Genomic DNA, 23,616 nt, shown 5'->3' with positions numbered 1-23,616 from the left:
TGCACTGCCGATCCCTTGCTCCATGCGTCAGCGGAGCGGTCGCATGAGCGGCCGTCTTGCCGGTAAATACGCCCTGGTGACCGCCGCCGGCGCGGGCATTGGCCGAGCTACTGCCCTCGCCTTCGCCCATGCCGGCGCCACCGTGTTCGCGACGGACATCGATGCCGGCAGTCTGTCGACCCTGGCCGCCGAGCATGATGCGATTGTCCCCCATGCACTCGATGTCACCGATCCTGCGGCCATCGATGCACTGGTCGGCTCGCTCGATCGCGTCGACGTGTTGTTCAACTGCGCGGGCTATGTCCACGCCGGTACCATTCTGGATACCGATGCAGCAAGCTGGCGGCGCTCCTTCAGCATCAATGTCGACAGCATGTTCCACCTCTGTCGCGCGGTGTTGCCTGGCATGCTGCAACGTGGTGCGGGCAGCATCGTCAACATGTCGTCGGTCGCGTCGAGCATCAAGGGCGTGCCCAATCGCTTTGCCTACGGCACGACCAAGGCCGCCGTCATCGGCCTGACCCGCTCGATTGCCGCCGACTACGTCGCGCGCGGTATCCGTTGCAACGCGATCTGCCCCGGCACGGTAAAAACGCCCTCGCTGGCCGAACGCGTACGCGCCCTGGGTGGCGACGAAGAAGCCGCATGGCAGGGCTTTACATCGCGGCAACCGATGGGTCGCCTGGGCGACCCCACCGAAATCGCCGCCCTCGCCCTCTACCTCGCCTCCGACGAGTCGTCATTTACCACCGGCACGATCCACGTCGTGGATGGCGGCTGGTCGAACTGATGGAAGCCATGTCATGAAATTGTGTCGTTACGGAAAAGCCGGCGCCGAAAAGCCAGGCATGATCGATCACGAAGGAACGCTGCGCGACCTGTCCGGGCACGTCAGCGACATCACTGCCGACGTACTGGCAAACGACGGCTTACGCCGACTGGCCGCGATCGATCCGGCCACCCTCCCACGCGTGGAAGGCACGCCGCGCTACGGCACGCCGGTAGCGCACGTCGGCAAGATGATCTGCGTGGGCATGAACTATGCCGATCATGCGGCGGAAACCCAGGCACCGGTGCCCGAGCAGCCGGTGCTTTTCATGAAAGCCACCACGGCCATCGGCGGAGCCAACGATACCGTGGTCATTCCGCGCGGCTCGGTGAAAACCGACTGGGAGGTCGAACTGGGCGTCATCATCGGCGAAGTGACCCGCGACGTCTCCATCGACAAGGCGCTGAACTACGTTGCCGGCTATGCAGTCATCAACGATCTCTCCGAGCGCGAGTTTCAACTCGAACACGGCGGGCAATGGGTCAAGGGCAAGAGTTGCGATACGTTCGGCCCGATCGGTCCCTGGCTGGTAACCACCGATGAAGTAGCCGATCCGCAGAACCTCTCGCTCTGGCTGGAGGTCAACGGGCATCGCTACCAGAACGGCAATACGCGCACGATGGTTTTCGGTGTCGCGCACCTGGTCAGCTACATCAGTCGCTACATGACCCTCATGCCTGGCGACGTCATCAGTACGGGAACGCCGGCAGGCGTCGGCCTCGGTCTGAAACCGCCGACCTATTTGAAGCCCGGCGATGTGATCGAACTAGGTATCGAAGGCCTGGGGCGCCAGCGGCAAGACGTCATCGCCCATCCCAACTCGACGATTTGAGCATCTTGGTTATCTCCAGCTTTTTGGTTTCCGGCACAGGAGGCCGGTCACGATGGTGAAAATTATCGCCCTGGAAACTTTCGACGTGCGTTTTCCGACGTCGTTAGCGCACGATGGCTCGGATGCCATGAACCCGGATCCGGACTATTCCGCGGCCTACGTCGTACTCAAGACCGATAGCCCCGATAAACTCGCCGGCTACGGACTGGTGTTCACCATCGGCCGCGGCAACGACATACAGACCACAGCCCTGGCTGCGCTCGCGCCCATGGTGGTGGGCCGGCCGGTGAATGAGATCGTCGGCGATCTTGGCGCATTCGCCCGCCAGCTCACCGGCGATTCGCAGTTGCGCTGGCTTGGCCCTGAAAAAGGCGTCATGCACATGGCCATCGGTGCGGTGATCAATGCCGCCTGGGATCTGGCCGCACGCATGGCGAACAAACCCATGTGGCGATTCATTGCCGACATGTCGCCCGAGCAGTTGGTCGAACAGATCGACTTTCGCTACCTCACCGACGCGCTCACGCCCGAGCAGGCGCTGGCGATACTGCGCGAGGCCGAGCCGCATAAACAGGCGCGTATCGCGCAGCTCGAAGCCGAAGGCTATCCGGCCTACACCACCTCGCCCGGCTGGCTTGGCTACTCGGACGAAAAGATGCAGCGGCTCGCTCGCAAAGCGGTCGAAGACGGTTTTCGCACCATCAAGCTCAAGGTGGGACTGAACCTGCAGGACGATATTCGTCGCTGTCACCTCGCGCGCGAAACCGTGGGGCCGGACATTGCGATCGCCGTCGATGCCAACCAGCGCTGGGACGTCCAGGCGGCCATCGACTGGTTGCAGCCGCTCAAGGACGTCGGTCTGGCCTGGGTCGAAGAGCCCACCAATCCCGATGACGTGCTCGGCCATGCCGCTATCCGGCGAGGCGTATCGCCTATTCCGATCTCTACCGGCGAGCACGGACAGAACCGCGTCCTGTTCAAGCAATTGCTCCAGGCGGGCGCGGTCGATCTGATCCAGATCGATGCGGCGCGCGTCGGCGGCGTCAACGAGAATCTCGCCATCCTGTTGCTGGCGGCGCATTTCGGCGTGCGCGTATTTCCGCACGCGGGCGGCGTCGGGCTTTGCGAACTGGTGCAGCATCTGGCGATGGCGGACTTCGTTGCCATCACCGGCAAGAAAGACGATCGCGCGATCGAATTCGTGGACCATCTGCACGAGCATTTCGTCGATCCGGTCAGGATCGTCGACGGTCGCTATCTCGCGCCCACGACGCCAGGGTTTTCCGCCCGTATGCACGATGCCTCGATAAGCGATCATCTGTTCCCCAACGGCATCGTGTGGAAGAACACCGCGCTGGCAGAAGCAGGCTGAGCCCATGAAGACGCCCGTGACGAATATCGCCGACCTGCGTGCGCTCGCCCGCCGACGCGTGCCACGGGCATTCTTCGAATATGCCGATCGCGGCTCGTACGACGAAACGACGCTGCACGAAAACCGGCGTGCACTGGATCGTCTGCAGCTACGGCAGCGCGTGATGCAGGATGTCGACAACCGGTCGCTGGCGACGACGATTATCGGCTCGCCGGCAAGCATGCCGCTGGCCATCGCGCCGACCGGTCTGACCGGGCTGCAACACGGCAGCGGTGAGATCCACGGCGCGCGCGCAGCGGCTCAGGCAGGCATTCCGTTCTGTCTGAGCACCATGTCGATCTGCTCGATCGAGCAGGTGCATGCGGCCAGCGATACGCCGTTCTGGTTCCAGGTTTACGTCATGCGCGATCGCGGCTTTACCCGCGAACTGATCCAGCGCGCCCGCGCGGCCGACTGTTCTGCGCTAATGCTGACCGCCGACCTCACCGTACAGGGCCAACGCCACCGTGAGATCAAGAACGGTCTCTCGGTGCCCCCGAAGATTACCCTGCGCAACCTGTTCGATATTGCCAGCAAGCCGCGTTGGGCATGGCATGTGCTGCAGGCTCCGAGTCGTTCGTTCGGCAATCTGGAGGGGCGCATCGGCGGCGCCGACAGCCTGACGACGCTCGCCCAATGGATCGCCAATCAGTTCGATCCGACGCTCAACTGGGACGACCTGGCGTGGATTCGCGAACTCTGGCCGGGGAAGCTCATCATCAAGGGCATCCTCGATCCTGAAGACGCACGACTGGCGGCCGCACACGGCGTCGATGCGATCGTCGTATCGAACCATGGCGGTCGTCAGCTCGATGGCGCACCCGGCTCGATCGATGTGCTTGCGTCTATCGTCGAAGCCGTCGATGGGCGTACCGAAGTGCTGTTCGACAGCGGTATCACCAGTGGCCAGGATCTGCTCAAGGCCTTGGCACTCGGCGCGCGCGCCGGGCTTATCGGCAAGGCTTTCCTCTACGGCCTTGGCGCAGGCGGCCAAGGCGGGGTTGCGCAAGCGATCGAGCTGATACGTCGCGAACTCAGCGTCACCATGGCACTGACCGGCCAGCGCGATGCTGCGCACATCTCGCCCGATATCCTCTGGCGTCGCACCTGATCAGTCAGCGCATTCGGCCAGATCGAAGATCCGTTGCATGGGCACCCATTTCTGCCCTGCCGCGGCCCACGGCAACGGTTGCTGGAACGTGGACATCAGGGCTTCCCAGGCCTGCACGCGTTCGCTGGCAGCATCTGCCGCGGCCTTGGCGCTCGCATCGAACGTTGGGGCCACGCGCATAAGCATGACCAGCCGGTTGCCGGTGCGAAAGATCTGCATATCGAGAATGCCGGCATCGCGAATCGATGCCACCACTTCGGGCCAGATACGATCGCTGCGGTGCCAGCGTTCGTACTCGGCGATCAGCTGTGGATCGTCGCGCAAGTCCAACGCCAGGCAGTGCCAGGTCATGCGGTGGCCTCCACGCCGATCCGGCTCCAATGCTGACGAGCGAACAGAAAGATCGCGACGAAGCACACGGCGGGAACGAGCATCGCATGCGCGATGCCTGCGTAGTCCGAGGCAGCGCCCATCGCCGCTGTCAGCACGGCGCCGCCGATGATGGACATCACCAGCAGCGACGCGCCGAACTTGCGCTCGTCATCGCTGCGTCCCTCGACACCCAGCGCAAAAATGGTCGGATACATCACCGACATGAAAAGGCTGGACGCCACCAAGGCGTACATGCCCGATTTGCCCGGTACAAAAGCGGCAAAAACGGACAGCAGCACGTTGATCAGCGCAAAAACCGCCAGAACCCGTGCCGGTTTCACATACTTCATAAGACCCGCGCCGGCAAATCGGCCGATCATGAAACAGACCAGCCCGGCGGTGACGAAGTTGGCCGCCACTTTATCGGCCGTGCCGGGCATCGTCGATTGCGCATAGCGGATCATGTAACTGAAGACGGCAACCTGCGCACCCACATAGAAAAACTGCGCGGCAACGGCTCCCAGAAAACGGCCATCGCGCAACAGGTCTCTCAGCACGCCGTGCCTGGCCGTCCCGCCATCGCTGGCAGCGGCCGCGGCGCGCGGAAAGCGGGTCAGCAAGATCAGGATGCCCCATGCGATAACGCTGATCCCGATTACCAGGTACGGCAGCTGTACTGCCGCCGCCTCGCTCTTGACGAACGCGGCGTGGGTGGCCGCATCCATCGCCGCCAGCTCCGCCGTCGAGTGCTCGACCCCGGTGAAAATGAAATGCTGGCCGATCAGCACGCCGGTAATCGATCCCAGGGGATTGAATGCCTGCGCGAGATTCAGCCGCGCCGCGGCCGACGATGCCGGCCCCAGCAGCGTCACATAAGGGTTGGCCGAGGTCTCCAGAAAGGCCAGGCCCGAGGCGATGACGAACAGTGCGGCGAGAAACACGCCGTACGTGGCCGACGCTGCAGCAGGCCAGAACAACAACGCACCCAGACCATAAAGCGCCAGGCCGAAAACCACGGCCGATTTGTAGCCGAACCGGCGCATGTAGATGCCCGCAGGCAACGCGACAACGAAATAGCCGAGATAGAACGCGCTCTGTACCAGCGCCGCCTGAAAGTCCGATAACGTAAACGCCTTCTTGAACTGCGTCACCAGCACGTCGTTGAGGTTGTTCGCCACACCCCATAAAAAGAAAAGGCTTACGATCAACGCCAGGGGAAACCAAGGCGTGCGCCCCTGGGAGGCATCGAGCGCCTGGGTCGGCGAACCTTGCGGGTGCATGTGTATGACCTCCTCCAGACGCTTTTTGTGGAGCGGACCGCCCCGGGACAAGGGCTGGATAATGTGCAAATATGAACTTACTATTCACCTGCATAACAAGCTGCGTTGCAGCATAACCGTAACCCGGTTCGGTACAAGCCGAATCCCCCGCTAAACTCCGCGCAACTTTCTTCTTTTCGATGCCACGGACCGATATGGCTGCCGAGTCACCCAAATACCGCGCCCCCGCCCTCGACAAGGGACTCGACATTCTCGAACTGCTCGCCAAGGCGGTCGCGCCACTGACGATCGCCGAGATATCCGAAGGCGTGGGTCGCTCGCGCGGCGAAATCTTTCGCATGCTCCAGGTGCTGGAAGAACGCGATTACATCAGCCGCCCGGATGGTGAGGGCGCTTATTCGATCACGCCGCGCCTGTTTCGCCTCGGCATGGAACAACCCCCGGTCAAGAGTCTGGTCGAGACGGCGCTGCCGGTGATGCACCGACTCGCCGAAGAGATCGACCAATCGTGCCATCTGGTGGTGCCCTCGCAGGAACAGATCGTAGTGATCGCCCGTGTCGACCCGCCGGGCGAGATCGGCCTGGTGGTGCGCGTCGGCCATCGCCGTCCGATATCGCACTCCGCATCGGGCTACGTCCTGCTGGCATGGCAGGACAATGAAACACGCGAGCGCTGGTTCCAGACCATGATTGCGCATGAGCCGAATCTGCGACGCCTGCCCATCGAGACGGCTATTCGCGACATTCGCGATGCGGGCGTCGCGACGATACCGAGCCAGGTGGTCGACGGCGTGACCGACCTTTCAGTACCGGTGATTGAGCACGATCATGCCGTCTGCGCGATGACCATTCCTTTCATCGAACGCCGCGGGTCATCCGTGAATATGGCGACCACTACGCGACTGCTCATCAAGGCTGCCGAAGAGGTTTCTCATCTGTTGGCGCATGGTCAGACGCCATCGTCGAGTGAGTGATACGGCGTATCAGGGAACCTCGAATAACCTCCTATTCGTCATTCCGGCGCAGGCCGGAATCCATTCCTCAGCGCAGATGCTTGCCGTAGCCTGCCTGACAAGCGTCGACTGAGGAATGGATCCCGGCCTGCGCCGGGATGACGATAGAAAAACTGAGGTTATTCGAAGTTCCCATCAGTCCCTGAAAATAGCCGGCGTACCCACCCAGATCATGCGTACTTCCACCTTACCCGGATTGCGTATGTTGTAAGGGTGACGCTGGTCGAAGTGGGCGCTATCGCCGGCCTTCAGCACAAACTTCTTTTTACCCACGCACATCTCCAACTCACCGCTGAGGATGTACCAAAAGCCCTCCCCCTCGCGATGAACGGTCGGCGCGGCAAGACCCGGCGGCACGATCAGCCGTAGCGCCTCCATCTTGCGCTCGGCATGACGCCCACTCAGCCGCTCATAGACCACCGGGGAATGCAGATCGATGCGTTCGTGCTCATTGGCGCGACACACGATCTGCCCAGGCGACGGAACGCCGACGAAGTAGTCGACGTCCACGCCCAACGCCTGTGCAATGGCTTCCAGCGATAAAAGCGATGGCGACGCAAGATTGCGCTCGACCTGCGACAGAAACGGTACCGACAAACCCGATTCGCTGGCCAGACCCTGCAGGGTCAGGCCGAGCCCGCGTCGACGATCGCGTATCGCAGTCCCGATGCTGAGCACGCCAGACTTGCCGGCGGCGGACGTCGCTGCAGCCATGATCAGGAACTATGGTCGGCGACGATCAACCACTGTGTTCCTACTTTGTGGAACAGCAGCGACGTGACGCCGGAAACGGTAGCGCCATTGTCTTGCTGCAGGTGATAGCGCCCCACGACGAAAGCGTATTGCGGCCCGACCTGCTGCACATCGACCAGCTCCAGGCTGAGCTTGCCCATGCTGGGACCCTTGCCGAAGCGTGCCGCATACATCGACTGGATTGCGTCGTAGCCCACGACAATACCGCTGGAACCCATGTAGCGAATGCTCGGCGATTTTTCGTAAACCTGCATGAACTTCGCCAGGTCGCCGGCCGTCCATGCGGCGGCACTCTGGTTAAGCGCCGTCTCGATCGACGCGCGTACCGCGGCAGCCGATGTTTCAGCGAGCACGGGCGAACTGACGGACAGCGCAGCGAGGCTGCAAAACAGTAGCGAAGTCGTTTTCATGACGCCTCTCGATAACAGGATGGAAAGCCAACGGTCGATAACGAAGCGAACATGGCAACGCTGACGATCCACGGGACCTGCAGGTGTGCTGCGTCGTCAACATGGAAGGCATGCTCCCCTCGCATCAGGTCAAATCTTTCATGCGTCTGGCTGCAACGTCCGGACGAGCGAATCCGGGTACAGCTTTTCCCCGGCGTCATCCTAGCTTGAATTCCTTGACGGCATCAAAATATTTTGATCTGATCAAAATCGTGCAAAGCCATCGGCTCGCGACCGATCGCGGACGCACTTCCGGAAAGACGTTTCCGGAATGGGGAGTTATCCAAGAAACAAGGCCGTTGCCGGAACGTCGGGCGGTGCTGCATGCCTTGCATTTCGGCACGAGCCGGAAACCCACGGAAGGCCACACTCACGATCGCGTCGCCCTGCCTGGGACAGACGCGGTTACAAGCAGGCTCAAGGCACACGAACGCTTCGATTTGCTAGTCAGACTGCCGGGGATAACCAATGAACAAGCATCTAAAGGGTGTGCTGTTTTGCACAGCCATCATCGCCACGGCGCCCATAGCGAACGTGGCCCGCGGGCAAGACGCGTCCACCAGCGACGTGGGCAAGAAAAAGGCGTTGCCTGCCGCGATCGAAAAGGCATCGGCCAGCACGAAGGACGCAACCACCTTGCAAGGCATCGTGGTGACGGCAGCCAAGCGCGAGCAGGACATCCAAAAGGTGCCGATCAGCATGACGGCGTACACCGGCGAGCAGCTCGAACGTCAGGGTATTACAAGCTTGTCGGATCTCTCTCGCATCGCGCCAGCCTTGAACGTGGCCTCATCCGGCCCAGGCGAAAACAATCTGATTATCCGTGGCATTTCTTCCAGCGCCGGATCGGCGGCGACGGTGGGCTACTACCTCGATGACGTGCCGATCGCCGCGTCCAGCAACGCCGCCCTGCTCTCGACTCGCGGCGTGATCGATCCGTCGGTTTTCGACATCGAGCGCGTGGAAGTGCTGCGCGGCCCGCAAGGCACCATCTACGGCTCCAGCTCGATGGGTGGCACGATCAAATACGTGACCAACCAACCCGATGCCGACAATACCGAGGCGCGCATCAAGACCGATGTGTCGGGTACGTATCACGGCGGCCCCAACGCGAACGTCAACGGCATCCTGAATATCCCGTTGATTCAGGGCAAGGTGGGGCTGCGCGTGTCGGCCTACTACCGCGACGACGACGGCTATATCGACCGCTATCGCATCGATCCGAAGAACTATCTCGCGGCCGACCCGAACAGCCCGAAGCAGGACAACGTCAACACCTATAAAACGTATGGCACGCGTGTCGCATTGCTGATCAAGCCGGACGACTCGTTGACCATCACGCCCAGTTTTATCTACCAGTATTCGCGGCTGGGTTCGCCATTCACCTACGACAAGATTCCAGGCAGCCTGGAAGATGCCTATCAGGTGCGCGACGTCAACGAAGCGAACACGCAGAAGTCGACCATCTCCAATCTGGCCATCCACAAGCAGTTCGACAGCTTCGAGCTGATGTCGTCGACCTCTTACTTCACTCGTAACGTGAGCTTGCGTGACGACAGCTCCAAGGTGGTCAATTACTTCTTTGGCCTGCCGACCGTGTATCCGGTCACCATGTATGGCGACTACAAGAACAAGGAGTTCACGCAGGAGATTCGTGCCACCAGCAACTTCGACGGACCATTTCAGGCGATTGTCGGTGCGTTCTACCATGATGTGAACGCGCCGCTGGCTTCGTCCATCCCCTACCCGGCCGGCTTCAACGAGACCTTCAATACGCCGTTCCCCGCGTATTCGACGATCTATGCCGGTACACGCCATGCCACGCTCGACGAATACGCCGTGTTTGGTGAAATTTCCTATAACTTCACCGACAAGCTCAAAGGCAGCGTCGGCTTGCGCGCCTTCGAGGTAAAGCAGTCGTTCGCACAGACCGGAGATGGCCTGTTCAACGGCGGCTACAGCAGCGTGAACAGCAGCTCGAAGGATTACGGCAGCACGCCGAAATACACCCTTCAGTACCAGTTGACCCCGGACAAGATGATCTATGCCACGGCTTCGCAAGGCTACCGTCCGGGCGGTCCGAACAATCCGGCACCGGCGGCGCTTTGCGGTACGGAAGTCGAGGGCCTGGGCCTGAGTCAGTCGCAGCTCAACAAGTATGGCCCGGATTATTTATGGAACTACGAGCTGGGCATGAAGACCGCCTGGCTCGACAATCGACTGACTGTCGATGCTTCGGTCTACCACATCGACTGGAGCAAGGTGCAACAGCAGATCGTGCTGAGCTGCGGCTACAACATCACCGCGAACTTCGGTAACGCAGTGAGCGAGGGCGGCGAACTGGAAGTGCGTTACATGCCGGTGCGTGCGCTGACCCTCAGTGCCGGTGTTGGATACACGGACGCCCACCTCAAGAACGACGTGCCCGGCACATCGGCCAAGGATGGTGACCGCCTGCCCAATGTACCGCGCCTGTCGGCATCGACCTCGGCCGAATACCGGCACAGCGTGAACAACGAGTACGACGGCTTCGTGCGCGCCGATATCAGCTATGTAGGCAACGAAACCTTCCTGTACGACCGGACCAGCCCGTTCTATCGCCGCGGCGGCTTTGCCACGACCAACGTCCGTCTGGGCATCGAAGGACATAACGGCATCGACGTCTCGCTCTATGCGACCAATCTGTTCGACAAGCGCGGCGAAACCGATCTGCCAGTGGCCATTTCCGCCGACCTGCCGACCACGCGGCGCGTTGCGATCAATCAGCCACGTACGATCGGGGTGACGTTCCAGTATCAGTACTAGTCCGAAGTCGTCGTTCATGCAGCGCAACCGCGAGGCGCTGCATGAACGATATGTTGGAACGCTTCAGTGGGTCGCCGATGGCGCCACGGGTTCGCGCACCAGGCGAGCCTGCAACAGGCCTGCACGCTCCAGCGGCAGATAGGCGAGTGCCGCCAGGTGCGAGTGAACACGTTTGAGGTCGCGCAGAATGCGTAGATAAACATCTCCGCCGCCGCCATCGCGACGCTCGCGCAACGCCCGGATATGCCGCTCCGACGCGTCGTTCTCCAACCGCCACAGCATTTCCTTGCGCGCCACCAGCTGCTGCGCCGCACGGAGATCGCCGCGCAGGAACACAGTGAGCCCGAGCCGCAAGCTTTCCATCACAAGATGGTGCATAGCGGCCAGGTCCTGGATGTCGTCGGCCGAGAAATCCTGACCGCGTTCGGCCTTCTTGGCGGCGAACTCCATCAGGTTGTTGGCGGTGATATCGCCGATATGTTCGATGTTGATGACAAAGGCAAGGATTTCCTGGCTACGCTCGCCATCCTCTTCATTCAAGGCTTCCGCACCCAGGTCCGCGAGATATTCGCGAATGGCCATGCCAAGACGGTCGAGCCACGGATCCATACGGCTGATCGCCGCGGCGCGTGCGCGGTCATCCTTGCCGAAAACTTCCACCAGCCCTTTCAACATGCCTTCGACCATGTCGGCCATGCGCATCGACTCGCGGGCGGCATTGGCCAAGGCCACGTTCGCCGATTCCAGCGCGCCTTCGTCGAGATACTGCGGCACCCCCGGGTCCTCCGGGCGCGGCGGGTCGGGCAACACACGCACCAGCAGTTGCGCCATGCGCTCGACCGGGAGAATGAACAATACGGCCAGACCGAGGTTGAACGCGGTATGGAAATTCACCGCCATGCGAGCCGGCGATGCGCCAAGCGGCGCCAGCCACTGCGTCAACGGATGCAGCAACGGCAAGCAGATGATGCAGCCGACTGCGCGCACCAGCAGGTTACCCAACGGCAGGCGACGCGCTATCGGGGTATGCGCTTCGAGCAATGCCGGCAAGGTGCCACCAAGATTGGCGCCAAGCACAAGCGCCAGCGCACCGGTCGCATCTACCACGCCAGCGTTGGCCAACGAGGCGATCAGCAGCACCATGGCAACGCTGGAATGAAACAGCCAGGTCAACAGTGCCGCTACCAGCACGGCCAGCACCGGCTCGGAGGCCAGGCTCAACACAACCGCACGCAAGACTTGTGCGTTCTCCATCGGTGCCAATGAGGCCACCAGCAGATGCAGCGAAAGCAGCATCAGGCCCAGCCCGATCGCTACGCGCCCCAGATTCTCATAACGCGCGTCATCGGTGCGGCGATGAATGACAAAGCCAAGCAGAATCAGCACCGGCGCTACTACGGAGATATCAAACGACATCACCTGCACGATCAGCGTCGTGCCGACGTTAGCACCGAGCATGACTGCGAGGCCTGGCGCCAGCCCAAGAAAGCCGTTGGCCGCGAACGAGGCGGCCATCAGCCCGGCGGCGGTACTGCTCTGCAGCAGCGCGGTGATGCAGATGCCAAAGGCGAATGCCGCTGGGCGATGGCTGAGATAACGTTCCAGCCAACGGCGCAACACGCTGCCGTAGCCACGCAACACGCCACTGGTGACCATGTGCGTACCCCACAGGAGCAGCGCGACATAGCCTGCGATATCGAGCAGAGCGAAGGTTCCTTTCATGTCGGTGCTCCTTGAGTGAGGTACGAAAGCCACTGGGCTGGCGGGAACGGTTCCATCCGTGACGCATGGTCGCGACTGAAGTCGCTCCTACAAGATAGCGATGTTTGGCCAGTTTTGTAGGAGCGACTTCAGTCGCGACCGTCCCATCACACGACGACCGTGCACGCGGTCGTCGCGTCGAACTCTACGCAGTCCTCAGAGCCAACGCCCGTAGCGACGGATATAGATCAACTTCATGACCTGTGTCAGCACGCAATAGGTGAGCACAGTCACCCCCACCCAGGCGAAGTACACCGCCGGCAAGGGAACCATCCCGAACTTCGCCCCGAGCCCGGTAAATGGCAACACCATGCCGACCAGGATGGCGGCAACGGTCAATGCCAGGACCGGTGCGGCGGCGATGCTTTGCAGGAACGGGATCTTGCGCGTGCGGATCATGTGCACGATCAAGGTCTGGGTCAGCAGGCTCTCGACAAACCAGCCGGTCTGGAAGAACGACTGATGCTCGGGCGAGTTCGCGCCGAACACGTGCCACAACAGCCAATACGTCGTGATATCGAAAATCGAGCTGACCGGGCCGATCCACACCATGAAGCGACCGATATCACTGGCATCCCACTTGCGCGGCTTGCGCAGGTATTCGTCGTCCATGCGATCGAACGGAATCGACAATTGCGAGGTGTGATACAGCAAGTCCAGCACCAGCAGTTGTAGCGGCAGCATCGGCAGGAACGGCAGGAACGCACTCGCCACCAGCACTGAGAACATGTTGCCGAAGTTGGAGCTGGCGGTCATCTTGATGTACTTGATGATGTTGCCGAAGGTGATACGCCCTTCGATCACGCCTTCTTCCAGCACCATCAGGTTCTTTTCGAGCAAGATGATATCGGCCGACTCCTTGGCGATATCGGTGGCGGTATCTACCGAGATCCCCACGTCCGCTTCGCGCAATGCCGGTGCATCGTTGATGCCGTCACCGAGAAAGCCGACGGTGTGGCCCTGGCGCTGCAGCGACTTGACCACGCGCGCCTTTTGCAACGGCGACATCTTCGCGAACACCGTGGTGCGCGCGACCAGCTCGTCCAGCGCAGCATCGTCCAGCGGCTCGATATGCTTGCCCTGGGCCGAATGCTCTACGTCCAGGCCGACTTCACGGCAGATCTTGCGCGTCACCGCTTCGTTGTCGCCGGTGATCACCTTCACCTCTACACCGTGATGGTGCAGAGCGGCGATGGCCTTGCCGGCGGTATCCTTGGGCGGATCGAGGAAGGCCAGGCAGCCCACCGCGATCATGTCCTTTTCGTCGGCCACGCCATAGGGGCGGCCACCGGCCGGCGGCTGACGCTTGATCGCCACCACCAACACGCGCAGGCCATCCTCGTTGAGGTGCCGGGTCATTGCCTTGATGCTGTCGCGCTGCGCGTCGGTCATCGGCAGGATGTCATCACCCGCCTTGGCGTACGCACAGATCGACAGCATTTCCTCGACCGCGCCCTTGCACACCAGCAACTCGCTGCCGTCGCCGTTGGTCACCACCACCGACATACGGCGACGCTGAAAGTCGAACGGAATCTCGTCGACGATGTGATAACGCGCAGCGGTCGGCTCGAGGTCGCGGTGCTCCAGTACCGCCTTGTCCATCAGGTTCTTCAGGCCGGTCTGGAAGCGGCTGTTGAGGTAGCCGTATTCCAGTGCTTCCTGCGAATCCTCGCCGTGCAGGTCGAGGTGGCGCTCCAGCACGATCTTGTCCAGCGTGAGTGTGCCGGTCTTGTCGGTGCACAGCACGTCCATCGCGCCAAAGTTCTGGATCGCGTTGAGGCGCTTGACCACGACCTTGCGGCGCGACATCGCGATGGCACCCTTGGCCAGGTTCGCGGTGACGATCAACGGCAGCATCTCGGGCGTCAGGCCGACCGCCACCGATAGCGCGAACAGGAACGCCTGCAGCCAGTCGTGCTTGTCCAGGCCATTGATGACGAAGACGATCGGCACCATCACCGCCATGAAGCGGATCAGCAGCCAGCTCACGCTCTTCACGCCGCGGTCGAAGCTGGTCTGCACGCGTTGGCCGACGACGGTGCGCGCCAGCGAACCCAGATAGCTGCGCGGGCCGGTAGCTACCACGACTGCTGTAGCCGTGCCGCTCACCACGTTGGTGCCCATGTAGCAGACGGTGGCGAGATCCAGCGGATTGTCGGCCGCGTCGGATGGCCGTTCGCCAGAAATGTCCTTGTCGCCACGCGCCGGCGCCGCTTTCTCTACCGGCAGCGATTCGCCGGTCAGGATGGCCTGGCTGATGAACAGGTCTTTCGCGCTCAGCAGACGCAGGTCGGCGGGCACCATGTCGCCGGCGGCCAGATGCACGATATCGCCGGCAACGAGTTCGGCGACCGGCACTTCGATACGTTCGCTATGCCCGTCCGAGGCACGGCGCGTCACCGTTGCGGTATTGCGCACCATCGCCTTCAACTTCTCGGCGGCCTTCGACGAACGGTATTCCTGGGTAAAGCTGAGGAACACGCTGATGCAGACCATCGCCGAGATGATGGTCGGGCCGGTCAGATTGGTGTGATCGGTCGCCAGCTGCACGCCAGCGAGCACCAGCAGCACCACGATGAACGGGTTCTTGAACGCATGCAGCAGTTGAAGCCCCCAATGCGGCGGCTTCTCGTGCGAGACCTCGTTTACGCCATCGCGATCCAGGCGACTGGCAATCTGCTCTTCATTGAGGCCAGCCGCGCTGGTGTCCAGCGCAGCGAGCAACGCCTCGTTATGCCGGAACGCTTCGAGCGCAACGGCGATGCGCACCGGCGCTGGCGCACCTTTGCCGGTCGCCTTGTCCGCGGCGACGTGGGAGGACTGCTTGGTCATGATTCGCTTCCGGGAATGCGATGAAACAGGTGGCGAATCAGTGGCTGGATATCAGCTGCATGTGAGCGCGCGCTTGCGGCACGGCATGGTCGTGCCGCGGTGTGGCCGGCTGCACCGGCTTTACCAACGGTTCGGGCACGGTAATCGACCAGGAACGGCGGGATGCGTCACGACGGCCCGACAGGAACTGGCCTGCGGTGCGCAAACGAAAAAAACCACGAAGGAGCCTCATGGCCCATCTCCTTGTAACGGTGCCTGTGGCAACCGTCAGGAGTGGGCCGGTCTTCCCTAGTCCAGGAAAGCGCCAGCCGACCGCAGGCGGTCGCCGCAGACAATCAGCTTGTTATGCAATGCCGGCACCCGATGCTCGCGGATGTCGACGTTGCGACTAGGGTAAACGTCCATATGCCTTGGTTTGGTCGGGCAGGAATGCCGAGGGCGCAGCGCGCCGGACGGCCCGCATATTGTCTTGGTGCAACGCGGCAGAGTCAATGCCTGAATGGCCGAAAGTTCGTACGCCTGGCGACCTTTCCAGCCTGCCCTTCCCTGGCCTCCATCAACGGACGCTTTCTCGCAACGCAGCTTTCGATGCCTGACAACGGCGAGGCCGGGGAGTGTCCCGACTCATGAACAAGCGTCGTCTGGAAAGGCCTGATTCAAGACTTGAAAGAACTTACCGATAACCCGGTTAGGACAAGGACAACCGCAAGCGACAATCTCATGGAAGTGTTCACATCGACCAGGGCCCGATACGGGCTGGGTATCGCCACCTTTTTGCTGCTGCTCACCGCGGCCACGATTGCCGTGATACGCCTGCGTGTAGCTCCGGATCTCAAGCAACTGGAAAGCGTCGTCGTCAATAACCGGGTCGACGCTATCGGCGTCGAAATCACTCGCAAGATGACTCAGATCCAGTCGCAGTCACGCGCGATCAGCCAATCAGCGGTTCTGCTGGGAAACCCGGATGTCGACAGACTGCTGCCGGGCATTCTCGATCAATATGGCGATCCTCATGTGTTCGGAGGCGGCATATGGCCACTGCCGTTCCAACGCGAAGCGAACAAGGAACGAGACAGCACCTTTTATGCCCGAGGCGACGACAGCAGGTTCGCCTTGAATACGCACTGGAACACGTCCGAAGCGCTCAAATACTGGGAGCAACCCTGGCACGTGGCCGGCCAGGTCGCCCCACAGGGCCAATGCATCTGGGCCGCAGCCTACCAGGACGACGCCAGCCCGCAGCCACGTACCAATTGCGCCATGGCGATCTACCGTAACGGCAAGCTTTGGGGCGTATCCACCATCGACCTCACGCTAGGCTTCTTCAATACCCTGGTCGCAAAGGCCGAGGAACATATCGGCGGGCAGATTCTTGTCCTCGAGGGTGATGGCACGATCGTCAGCAATAGCAGTCTATTCAAGCAGGACATCGTACTGAAGAACGTTTCCACGCTAGGCAGTCAGCTACCGATGGCAGAAGCGATCGACAAGCTATTGCATCGGCTTACGTCGGATCGTGAATTCGAAAGCAGCTATCGGTCAGGCGGCAAGGATTACACGCTGTTCATACAACCGATCAAAGACAGCCCCTGGTATGTCGCCACCGCATTGCCCACCACGACATTGACCGCAAGCAGCGAACGCATCCTGCATCGGCTGGCCATGGTGCAATTGCCGTTCGCAGTCATTCTGCTGCTGGTCATGCTGTACGGCATCGACCTATTGATGCGCCAGTTCGCCCTGCTCAAGACAAACATCGACGAACTGTCCAGCGGCGAAGCCGACCTGACCCGCCGCTTGGCGCAGGGCCGCGGCATCGAATTCAATGCCATTGTCGACAGCTTCAACCGCTTTATCGCGCGTTTGCAAGGTATGTTGCTCGAGGTGCAGCAGAGCGCCATAGCCATCGCGACCGCTTCACGTCAGATCTCCGGGGGCAATCTCGATTTGTCGGCGCGCACGGAAGAGCAAGCAGCATCATTGGAGGAAACAGCCGCATCGATGGAGCAACTCTCCATCACCGTCAGGCAGAATGCCGATCACGCACGCCATGCCAACGGTATCGCCGGTCAGGTCGCGGCTCTCACCGCTCGCAACGATGAAAACGCCAGGCACGTGATGCAGACCATGCAGGACATTCGCGATTCGTCCTATCACGTCGCCGAAATCACTGCCATGATGGATGGCATTGCGTTCCAGACCAACCTGCTTTCACTCAACGCTTCGGTTGAAGCCGCACGTGCCGGCAACCACGGCAGGGGGTTTGCGGTAGTCGCCAATGAAGTGCGACTGCTCGCACAGCGCTCGGGCGCAGCGTCAAAGGATATCCACCGTCTGATCGACGAATCCTCCGAACGTATCGAAGCGGGCGCTGGTGCAGTACAGGAAGTGGGCGACCTGATCGCCGAACTGCAGACGCGCGTGAGTCATATGGCCACGTCGATGAGCGAGATCGTGACCGCAAGCGAAGAACAAAGCATGGGCATCGACCAGATCAATCATGCCGTGTCTCAGCTCGACGCGATGACTCAGCAAAATGCTGCTTTGGTCGAAGAGGCCACGGCCGCCGCCAAGGCACTGCAGGAGCAGGCCGGACAACTGGAGCACATGGTTTCGGGATTCAAGCTGGCGTGACCGAAACCCCGGGGGCCTCCGCCTTCTTCGCGTTATCCATCAAGTGCAAGATCCGCACAAGCAGTTCACTGGCGTTTGATGGCTTAAGCAACACATGGTCGAATATCAGCCGCGCGGGCACGGTCGTTGGCCGGCCAGGCGGCACTGATGCGTAGAGAAGTATCGGAATGTGCGGATGCGCACCGCGCACCGCCTCCAACAGCTGCCAGCCGGCCTTGCCGGCTTGTCCCAGAAGGATCAGGTCAGGCGTCTCGTGCCTCATGATTGCCACGGCATCTCCGCCTTCGGCCACCGGAACGCTGATGAAGCCGCATCCGTTCAGCAGATCGCAGAGTAGTGCGCGAAAGTCCGGCATGTCCTCGATCACCAGAATCTTGCGCCCTTTCCCGTCGAACTCGTCAAGATCGCCACCGCTTTCCAGCACCGGCTCGATATCCGCTTCCTCGGCGCTGGCCAGATCCAGTTCGAACTCGAACCGGCTACCACCGGACGCCACGGACTGGACGTCAAGACGGCTACCCATCCGTTGGAGCAGTTGCGCCACGATGGCCAGACCAAGGCCGCTGCCCTGTTGGCCGCTGGCGTTGTCGCCGCGGACAAACGGCTGAGAAAGCCGTTCCACAGCACCCGGTTCAAGGCCAATGCCGGTGTCTTCAACCACAAAGCGCAAGCCGATCCCGCCATGTCCCGCAGGCATGGTCGTGACCCCAAAGCGTATGACACCGTCGTGAGTGAACTTTGCCGCATTGCCCAACAGATTCAGCAGTATTTGACGCAGGCGGGGAAAATCCGCCGTCACTACAGGCGGCAGATGCACGTCGATGTTGTATTCCAGGCGGTTGCGCTGTCGTTCCGCCAATAGCGTAGCGTCCTCCTCCAACTGCTGAAGAAAGCTATGCAGATAGCCGGGTGCCGGCATCAATTCGAGCTCGATCAGTTCACCACGCGAGAACTCGAGCAGTTCATCGATCAGGGCCATCTGTTGGCGCACATGCCGCTCGATCTCATGCGGATGGTCGCGCTCTCCCTGCCCCATGCGCCATTGCCGTACACCATCGAGAATGGCGCCCAGCGGCGAACGCAGATCGTGACTGATATGGGCGAGCAGCATGCTGCGCGAACGCAGAGATTGTTGTAGCTCGGAGGTGCGATCGGCGACGAGGCGCTCCAGACGCTTTGCATGAGCGATCAGCAGACTGGTGCGCCAGCGCCATGCGAGTGCGATCAACACCAAGGCGAGCAACACCGTGCCCAGATAGGCCCACGGTGTATTCCACCACGGCGGCGCGATCTCGAAGGAAAGCGCCACCGTGCCCGACGCGCTACGTCGGTTGATATCCACCGCCTGCAGCTCGAAGTGGTAACTCCCCGAAGGCAGCGACGCGTAACGCACTTCGCGCTGGGCCGTCTCTACCCAATCGCGGTCGACGCCTGAAAGGCGATAACGGAAATGCACTGGATTGCCCGCACTGTTGCCCAGTACGCCAAAGCGCAATACCAGCGCACCGGCATGCTCGAAGGCCAACGTCGGCGACTGCGCTCCGAATTCGCGATCGCCATAACGCGCCGAGAAAATCAGCGGATGGATGCTTCGCGGCGCCAGCAACTGGTCGGGCTTGAGTATGTGTGTCAGGCCCACTGGCGTGCCGATCCACACCGTGCCGTCGTTGTCGGCGTAGAAGGCACCATGATTGGCCTCTTCCCAAAGCAAGCCATCACGGGAGGAAAGCCGCGACCAGCCGTGACCGTCAAACACGTCCACGCCATTACCGCCGCCCGCCCAGAGACGGCCACGCCGATCCGCGCGCAGAAAATAAAAACGCGTATCGGCAAGCAGCGGATCGGCTACGGCGGGAGCATCTACATGATCGGCATCGGTGACGTGACCTTCCATCAGGCCCGGCTGTAGCGAACTCAACCAGAGTCGCCCGTCCTGGGTCACAGCCACGTTTTCGTAACCGCCAAGCGCCTCCGCCGGCTGCACGCTCACCTTTGACCAGCCATGGCTGTTGCGGCGGAACAGTCCCGAGCTGCACGCCAGCCACAGCCGGCCATCGGCATCCTCGGCAAGGTCCGAGCACATGGTTTGCGGAATCAGTTCCGGCGCGGCGCGTGTCAGTTGGCCGGTATGGCTATCGACCTCGTATAGCCCACCGAGCGTGTACGCCCAGATGCTTCCGGTGTGGTCGATGTATGCGCCACGCACCAGATAGGGCAACACGGCCATGGACGTCGTGTGTCCATTGGCGGGCTCGTAACGCAGCACGCGCCCATCGAACAGGAAATACCAGATGGCTCCCTGCGCATCCACCAGCACCGCATGTGCCTGGTTCGGCGGCGCAACTGTCAGCGGCCAACGGTGTGCGCGGCCCTCAGCAGGCGCAACCACTTCGCCGCCCGTTTCGCCAGCGATCCACACGCTGCTGGCATCGGCGCGTGCGATCGACCAGATCAGGCTGTCGCTCACGCCTTGGGAAGCCGTCCAGTTCTCCACCGCGTCCGCGCTACTCCAATAAAGAATGCCGCGACCGTAGGTACCCAACCACACCATGCCATCCCGGTCCGCTAGCAGGGACGATACGCCCACACCCGGAAGGCCGTTACCCGTATCGAACAATTCCCAGCGCGCGCCATCCCAGCGTCCGATACCCATGTCCGTTCGGGTCAGGATGCGCCCGGCGCGATCCTCGATCAGGTCGATGCTCGACGCGGCGACATCGGCGTGCCCGCCAGGCATATCGTGAGCGACAAACTGATTCGCACCCGTCGCCAGGCTGCGAACCGTGTGGATGCCGCGCACCCATACGCTGCCATCGCGAGCGCCAAGAAAGCCAAGCCATCGATCGGATGGAATGCCTTGCTCGGGACCGTAGCGCGTGAGCTGCCCGGCGCTCAGGCGACAGAGTTCGCCGCCGCAGCCGAACCAGGTGGTTCCCGCATGGTGAAATACCGCGGCGACCTGATCGAGCCCGCGCTCCGTATGCAGCTGCGCGTCGGTGAACAAGGGTGTCGCTCGCCAATCACCCGACGCATCCTGCATCAGGCGGTACAAGCGGTGGCCGCTGACCACGAGCATGCCGCCTTGCTCGTCCCCTGCCAGCGTCTGGCCGCGATCGGCCATCAACAATTTCCCGTCCGGACGCACCCAGCGAAACTGACCATCGCGATCGCGTCGCTGCAAACCGGCCCGCGATGCCACCCAAAAATGACCGCTGGTGTCCTCGGCGAAACTGATCACCTCGGACGTCTGAAAACCAAGCTCGCTACCGATCGCATTGAAGCCCACGCCGTCGAATCGGTAGAGACCTTTTTCGGTGCCGGCCCAAATGGAGCCTTTACTGTCCTGAAACAGGCGAATCACCGAAAGACTAGTCAGTCCGTTCGCCTGGTCGTAAAAAGTCAGCGGCAATTGCGTTGCCGCGACAACCAGCGGCAACAGCCAGCACAGTACGAGCAAGGCCAATCGCGCAGACCACCGGTGACGCGCGCAGACACTTTCCGGCTGCTTCACGGCGGCTCCGTCAATGCCGCACCTTGCTGTGCCGCCTGGCGGTACTGGCTTGGCGTCACGCCCACGCGCTCACGAAAAGCGGTGGTGAAATTGCTGGCGCTTCGAAAACCCACCTGTTCGGCGATGTCCTGCATGCCCAGTGTCGTTTCGACCAGCAGGGCACGCCCCTTGCGCAGACGTTCTTCCCGGATCCATGCGAATACGGTCATGCCGAGGCGTTGGCGGAAAATCGCTGAAAGCCGCTTTTCATACGTCCCCACGTCCGCCGCGATCTGTTCGAGCGTGAAAGGCTCCGCCAACCGTCCGCTGATCAGCCGCATCGCCGCACGCAATACCACTTCATCGTGCGTTACTGCGGTGCCGTCCTGTTCATCCTGTGGTGTCGCGGCGGTGCGCTCGGCCAGTCGCAGATGAATCTTCACGCGGGCGATCAGTTCGGCTGGGTCGCAGGTCTTGAGGATGTAATCCACGCCGCCATGGCTGAGTCCTTCCAGACGTTCGGTCGGCGCATTGGCAGAGGTGAGGAACAGAATCGGCGTATGCCTCACCCGCGGCAGTTCCTGCAGCAGCCGACAGAGCGCAAAGCCGTCCATATCCGGCATGCGCACGTCCAGCAGGATCAGGTCGGGCTCCAGCGACTGCGCGCGTTGGTAACCCTGCTCGCCGGTGGTGGCCAGACTCACCCGCCACTGCTGCGCCCGCAAGGCCTGCAGCAAGGAACGAATGTCCTCGGGCACATCGTCGATCACCAGAACGTGCGGCGAAACGGATACGGACAAGTGGCCCCCCATGTGTCCTGTGTGCCGGCAAGCGACCGCTGCTGGCGTCAACCGATTATAGGCATTCCAGTTGACATTTTTGCGCTCCAGCATAGGAAAACGCCGCTCCGGCAAAGATGCCGCGCCCTCAGCCACCTTAGATTACGCCCGGGGCGAAGGTCGGGATGAAGCCGCCATGTCATGGCAGCTATGACATGGCGGCTATTTCACGAAGACCTCGCATCCACGCGCCAGCTCCGTCATCAAGCATGCAAGCCACTCCGGGCCTGTCGCAACAAACCCAGTTTCCTTTTCTCACGTGGAACGTGATGACTCGAAATCTAGGGGGCTAATGCTACCGAGGTAATCGCGATGATGCCCATGCTCAAACCCGTTCCGCCCAAGGCGTCGACAAGTCGAAAACGTCCTGAGCGCAGAGCGTTCACGCCAAGCGTGAAATATGGAGCACAGAAAGACGCGGTGGCTCGAAAGGAGGCGCCTATTAACGCCAAAGCCATTGCTACCTTGAACCTTATTACCGCCACCAGAGAGGCGGTCGCACGCTTGAGTTCGCCTGCGGAATCGCCGCGCGCCGGGCTCTCGCTGGCGCTCACCCTGACCTCGCTCGATCATGGCGCATCCGCCGCCCAGCTGATCGGGCTCAACGCCAGCGTGCATGGAGCGTCCATAGCCACGCTGTTCCGGGCGCAACTGGAAACATTCGTGCGGGCGGTCTTTTTCGGGTCGCCTTCCGGCGCAACGGATTACGAAGTCGAACAATTCATTTCGCAAGATAAATTGCCGCGCCGCCCGGAGCGGGAACCCAGGAAAGACAAGGCCGAATCCACGTACAAGCGAAAGCGCCTGGACGAAATGACCTTCGCCATGTTCGGCGATTTTGCGGCGGCCATTCTGGACCCTCGAAACCCCAACGGTCCGGCCATGGCGCAAATGCTCAAATTCGACGAGCGAAACATTCACGGCCTGGTACAAGGCGCGTCCATTTTGTACCGCATGTACAAGCAGACCGACGACCCAACCGTGGTGGCGACGGACAAGACCTATTCGGAACTGCTGCGCCGGTCTGGAGCGCTAGCCATGTTTTCCCTGAAGCACGTTCGGACCCAGCTCGGCATTGTCCAGCCGCGCAAGGACGATGACTTCATGCGTGCCATTACCGCGTATTTCGGCACCTTCGGACTATCGACCTGAATGCACCACCGGACGGAGGCATCGCCTCCGTCCGGGATGAACCGTCAGCCGCG

The 23,616-nt window shown here is 61.4% G+C and carries 17 protein-coding genes; 8 read left to right on the top strand and 9 right to left on the bottom strand.

Going from position 1 to position 23,616, the window contains the following annotated elements; all coding sequences use genetic code 11:
- Positions 1-43: 43 nt before the first annotated feature.
- Genes QMG46_RS14730 through QMG46_RS14715 form a run of 4 tightly spaced genes read left to right on the top strand, consistent with a single transcriptional unit; the run spans position 44 to position 4,183 of the window.
- Positions 44-790: an SDR family oxidoreductase gene (locus QMG46_RS14730; RefSeq protein WP_281848584.1), complete on the top strand. Its 747-nt coding sequence runs from the start codon at positions 44-46 to the stop codon at positions 788-790.
- 13 nt (positions 791-803) lie between these two features.
- Entirely contained in the window at positions 804-1,661 is an 858-nt protein-coding gene (locus QMG46_RS14725; protein ID WP_281848583.1) for a fumarylacetoacetate hydrolase family protein, read from the top strand.
- Positions 1,662-1,713: 52 nt separating this feature from the next.
- The gene (locus QMG46_RS14720) at positions 1,714-3,033 is read left to right on the top strand and encodes an L-fuconate dehydratase (protein WP_281848582.1); all 1,320 of its coding nucleotides are present in this window, start codon (positions 1,714-1,716) and stop codon (positions 3,031-3,033) included.
- A 4-nt stretch (positions 3,034-3,037) separates the two neighbouring features.
- Positions 3,038-4,183 (top strand): alpha-hydroxy acid oxidase, encoded by a 1,146-nt coding sequence (locus QMG46_RS14715; protein ID WP_281848581.1) that lies wholly within the window; start codon positions 3,038-3,040, stop codon positions 4,181-4,183.
- On the opposite strand, the gene QMG46_RS14710 is transcribed toward QMG46_RS14715, so the two are convergent.
- Positions 4,184-4,534: an L-rhamnose mutarotase gene (locus QMG46_RS14710; protein WP_281848580.1), complete on the bottom strand. Its 351-nt coding sequence runs from the start codon at positions 4,532-4,534 to the stop codon at positions 4,184-4,186.
- Positions 4,531-5,835 (bottom strand): L-fucose:H+ symporter permease, encoded by a 1,305-nt coding sequence (fucP, locus tag QMG46_RS14705; RefSeq protein WP_281848579.1) that lies wholly within the window; start codon positions 5,833-5,835, stop codon positions 4,531-4,533. The genes QMG46_RS14710 and fucP overlap by 4 nt, the downstream gene beginning before the upstream one ends.
- Before the next feature lie 194 nt (positions 5,836-6,029).
- Between fucP and QMG46_RS14700 the strand changes: the two genes are divergently transcribed.
- On the top strand, positions 6,030-6,809 hold the full coding sequence (locus QMG46_RS14700) for an IclR family transcriptional regulator (protein WP_281848578.1): 780 nt from the start codon (positions 6,030-6,032) through the stop codon (positions 6,807-6,809).
- A gap of 174 nt (positions 6,810-6,983) precedes the next feature.
- On the opposite strand, the gene QMG46_RS14695 is transcribed toward QMG46_RS14700, so the two are convergent.
- Together QMG46_RS14695 and QMG46_RS14690 are read right to left on the bottom strand one after the other, a co-directional pair.
- A complete protein-coding gene (locus QMG46_RS14695; protein ID WP_281848577.1) occupies positions 6,984-7,562 on the bottom strand; it encodes a helix-turn-helix domain-containing protein in 579 nt (192 codons plus the stop codon).
- A gap of 2 nt (positions 7,563-7,564) precedes the next feature.
- A complete protein-coding gene (locus tag QMG46_RS14690; RefSeq protein WP_281848576.1) occupies positions 7,565-8,011 on the bottom strand; it encodes a YybH family protein in 447 nt (148 codons plus the stop codon).
- A gap of 507 nt (positions 8,012-8,518) precedes the next feature.
- Between QMG46_RS14690 and QMG46_RS14685 the strand changes: the two genes are divergently transcribed.
- Entirely contained in the window at positions 8,519-10,855 is a 2,337-nt protein-coding gene (locus tag QMG46_RS14685; RefSeq protein WP_281848575.1) for a TonB-dependent receptor, read from the top strand.
- Between the two features lie 63 nt (positions 10,856-10,918).
- Here the strand turns inward: QMG46_RS14685 and QMG46_RS14680 are convergent, their stop codons facing one another.
- The 3 genes from QMG46_RS14680 to QMG46_RS14670 form a co-directional block, all read right to left on the bottom strand.
- A complete protein-coding gene (locus QMG46_RS14680; RefSeq protein WP_281848574.1) occupies positions 10,919-12,577 on the bottom strand; it encodes a Na/Pi cotransporter family protein in 1,659 nt (552 codons plus the stop codon).
- Between the two features lie 195 nt (positions 12,578-12,772).
- Entirely contained in the window at positions 12,773-15,448 is a 2,676-nt protein-coding gene (mgtA, locus tag QMG46_RS14675) for a magnesium-translocating P-type ATPase (RefSeq protein ID WP_281848573.1), read from the bottom strand.
- A 37-nt stretch (positions 15,449-15,485) separates the two neighbouring features.
- Entirely contained in the window at positions 15,486-15,680 is a 195-nt protein-coding gene (locus QMG46_RS14670) for a hypothetical protein (RefSeq protein ID WP_281848572.1), read from the bottom strand.
- Positions 15,681-16,168: 488 nt separating this feature from the next.
- Here QMG46_RS14670 and QMG46_RS14665 point away from each other — a divergent pair, with 488 nt between their 5' ends.
- Positions 16,169-18,082 carry a methyl-accepting chemotaxis protein gene (locus tag QMG46_RS14665; protein WP_281848571.1) on the top strand — a complete coding sequence of 638 codons (1,914 nt, stop codon included), beginning with the start codon at positions 16,169-16,171 and terminating at the stop codon, positions 18,080-18,082.
- Here QMG46_RS14665 and QMG46_RS14660 read toward each other — a convergent pair.
- Together QMG46_RS14660 and QMG46_RS14655 are read right to left on the bottom strand one after the other, a co-directional pair.
- Entirely contained in the window at positions 18,069-21,593 is a 3,525-nt protein-coding gene (locus QMG46_RS14660) for a hybrid sensor histidine kinase/response regulator (protein WP_281848570.1), read from the bottom strand. The genes QMG46_RS14665 and QMG46_RS14660 overlap by 14 nt on opposite strands.
- The gene (locus tag QMG46_RS14655) at positions 21,590-22,372 is read right to left on the bottom strand and encodes a response regulator (RefSeq protein ID WP_281848569.1); all 783 of its coding nucleotides are present in this window, start codon (positions 22,370-22,372) and stop codon (positions 21,590-21,592) included. Before QMG46_RS14655 ends, QMG46_RS14660 begins: the two co-directional genes overlap by 4 nt.
- 360 nt (positions 22,373-22,732) lie before the next feature.
- Here QMG46_RS14655 and QMG46_RS14650 point away from each other — a divergent pair, with 360 nt between their 5' ends.
- Positions 22,733-23,563, top strand: a complete 831-nt coding sequence (locus QMG46_RS14650) for a hypothetical protein (RefSeq protein WP_281848568.1) — start codon at positions 22,733-22,735, stop codon at positions 23,561-23,563.
- Positions 23,564-23,616 lie beyond the last annotated feature (53 nt).

The organism is Dyella sp. GSA-30, assembly GCF_027924605.1.
GTDB lineage: Bacteria > Pseudomonadota > Gammaproteobacteria > Xanthomonadales > Rhodanobacteraceae > GSA-30.
The sequence above is the reverse complement of the archived record's forward strand: the minus strand, read 5'-3'. Positions and strand labels throughout refer to the sequence as shown.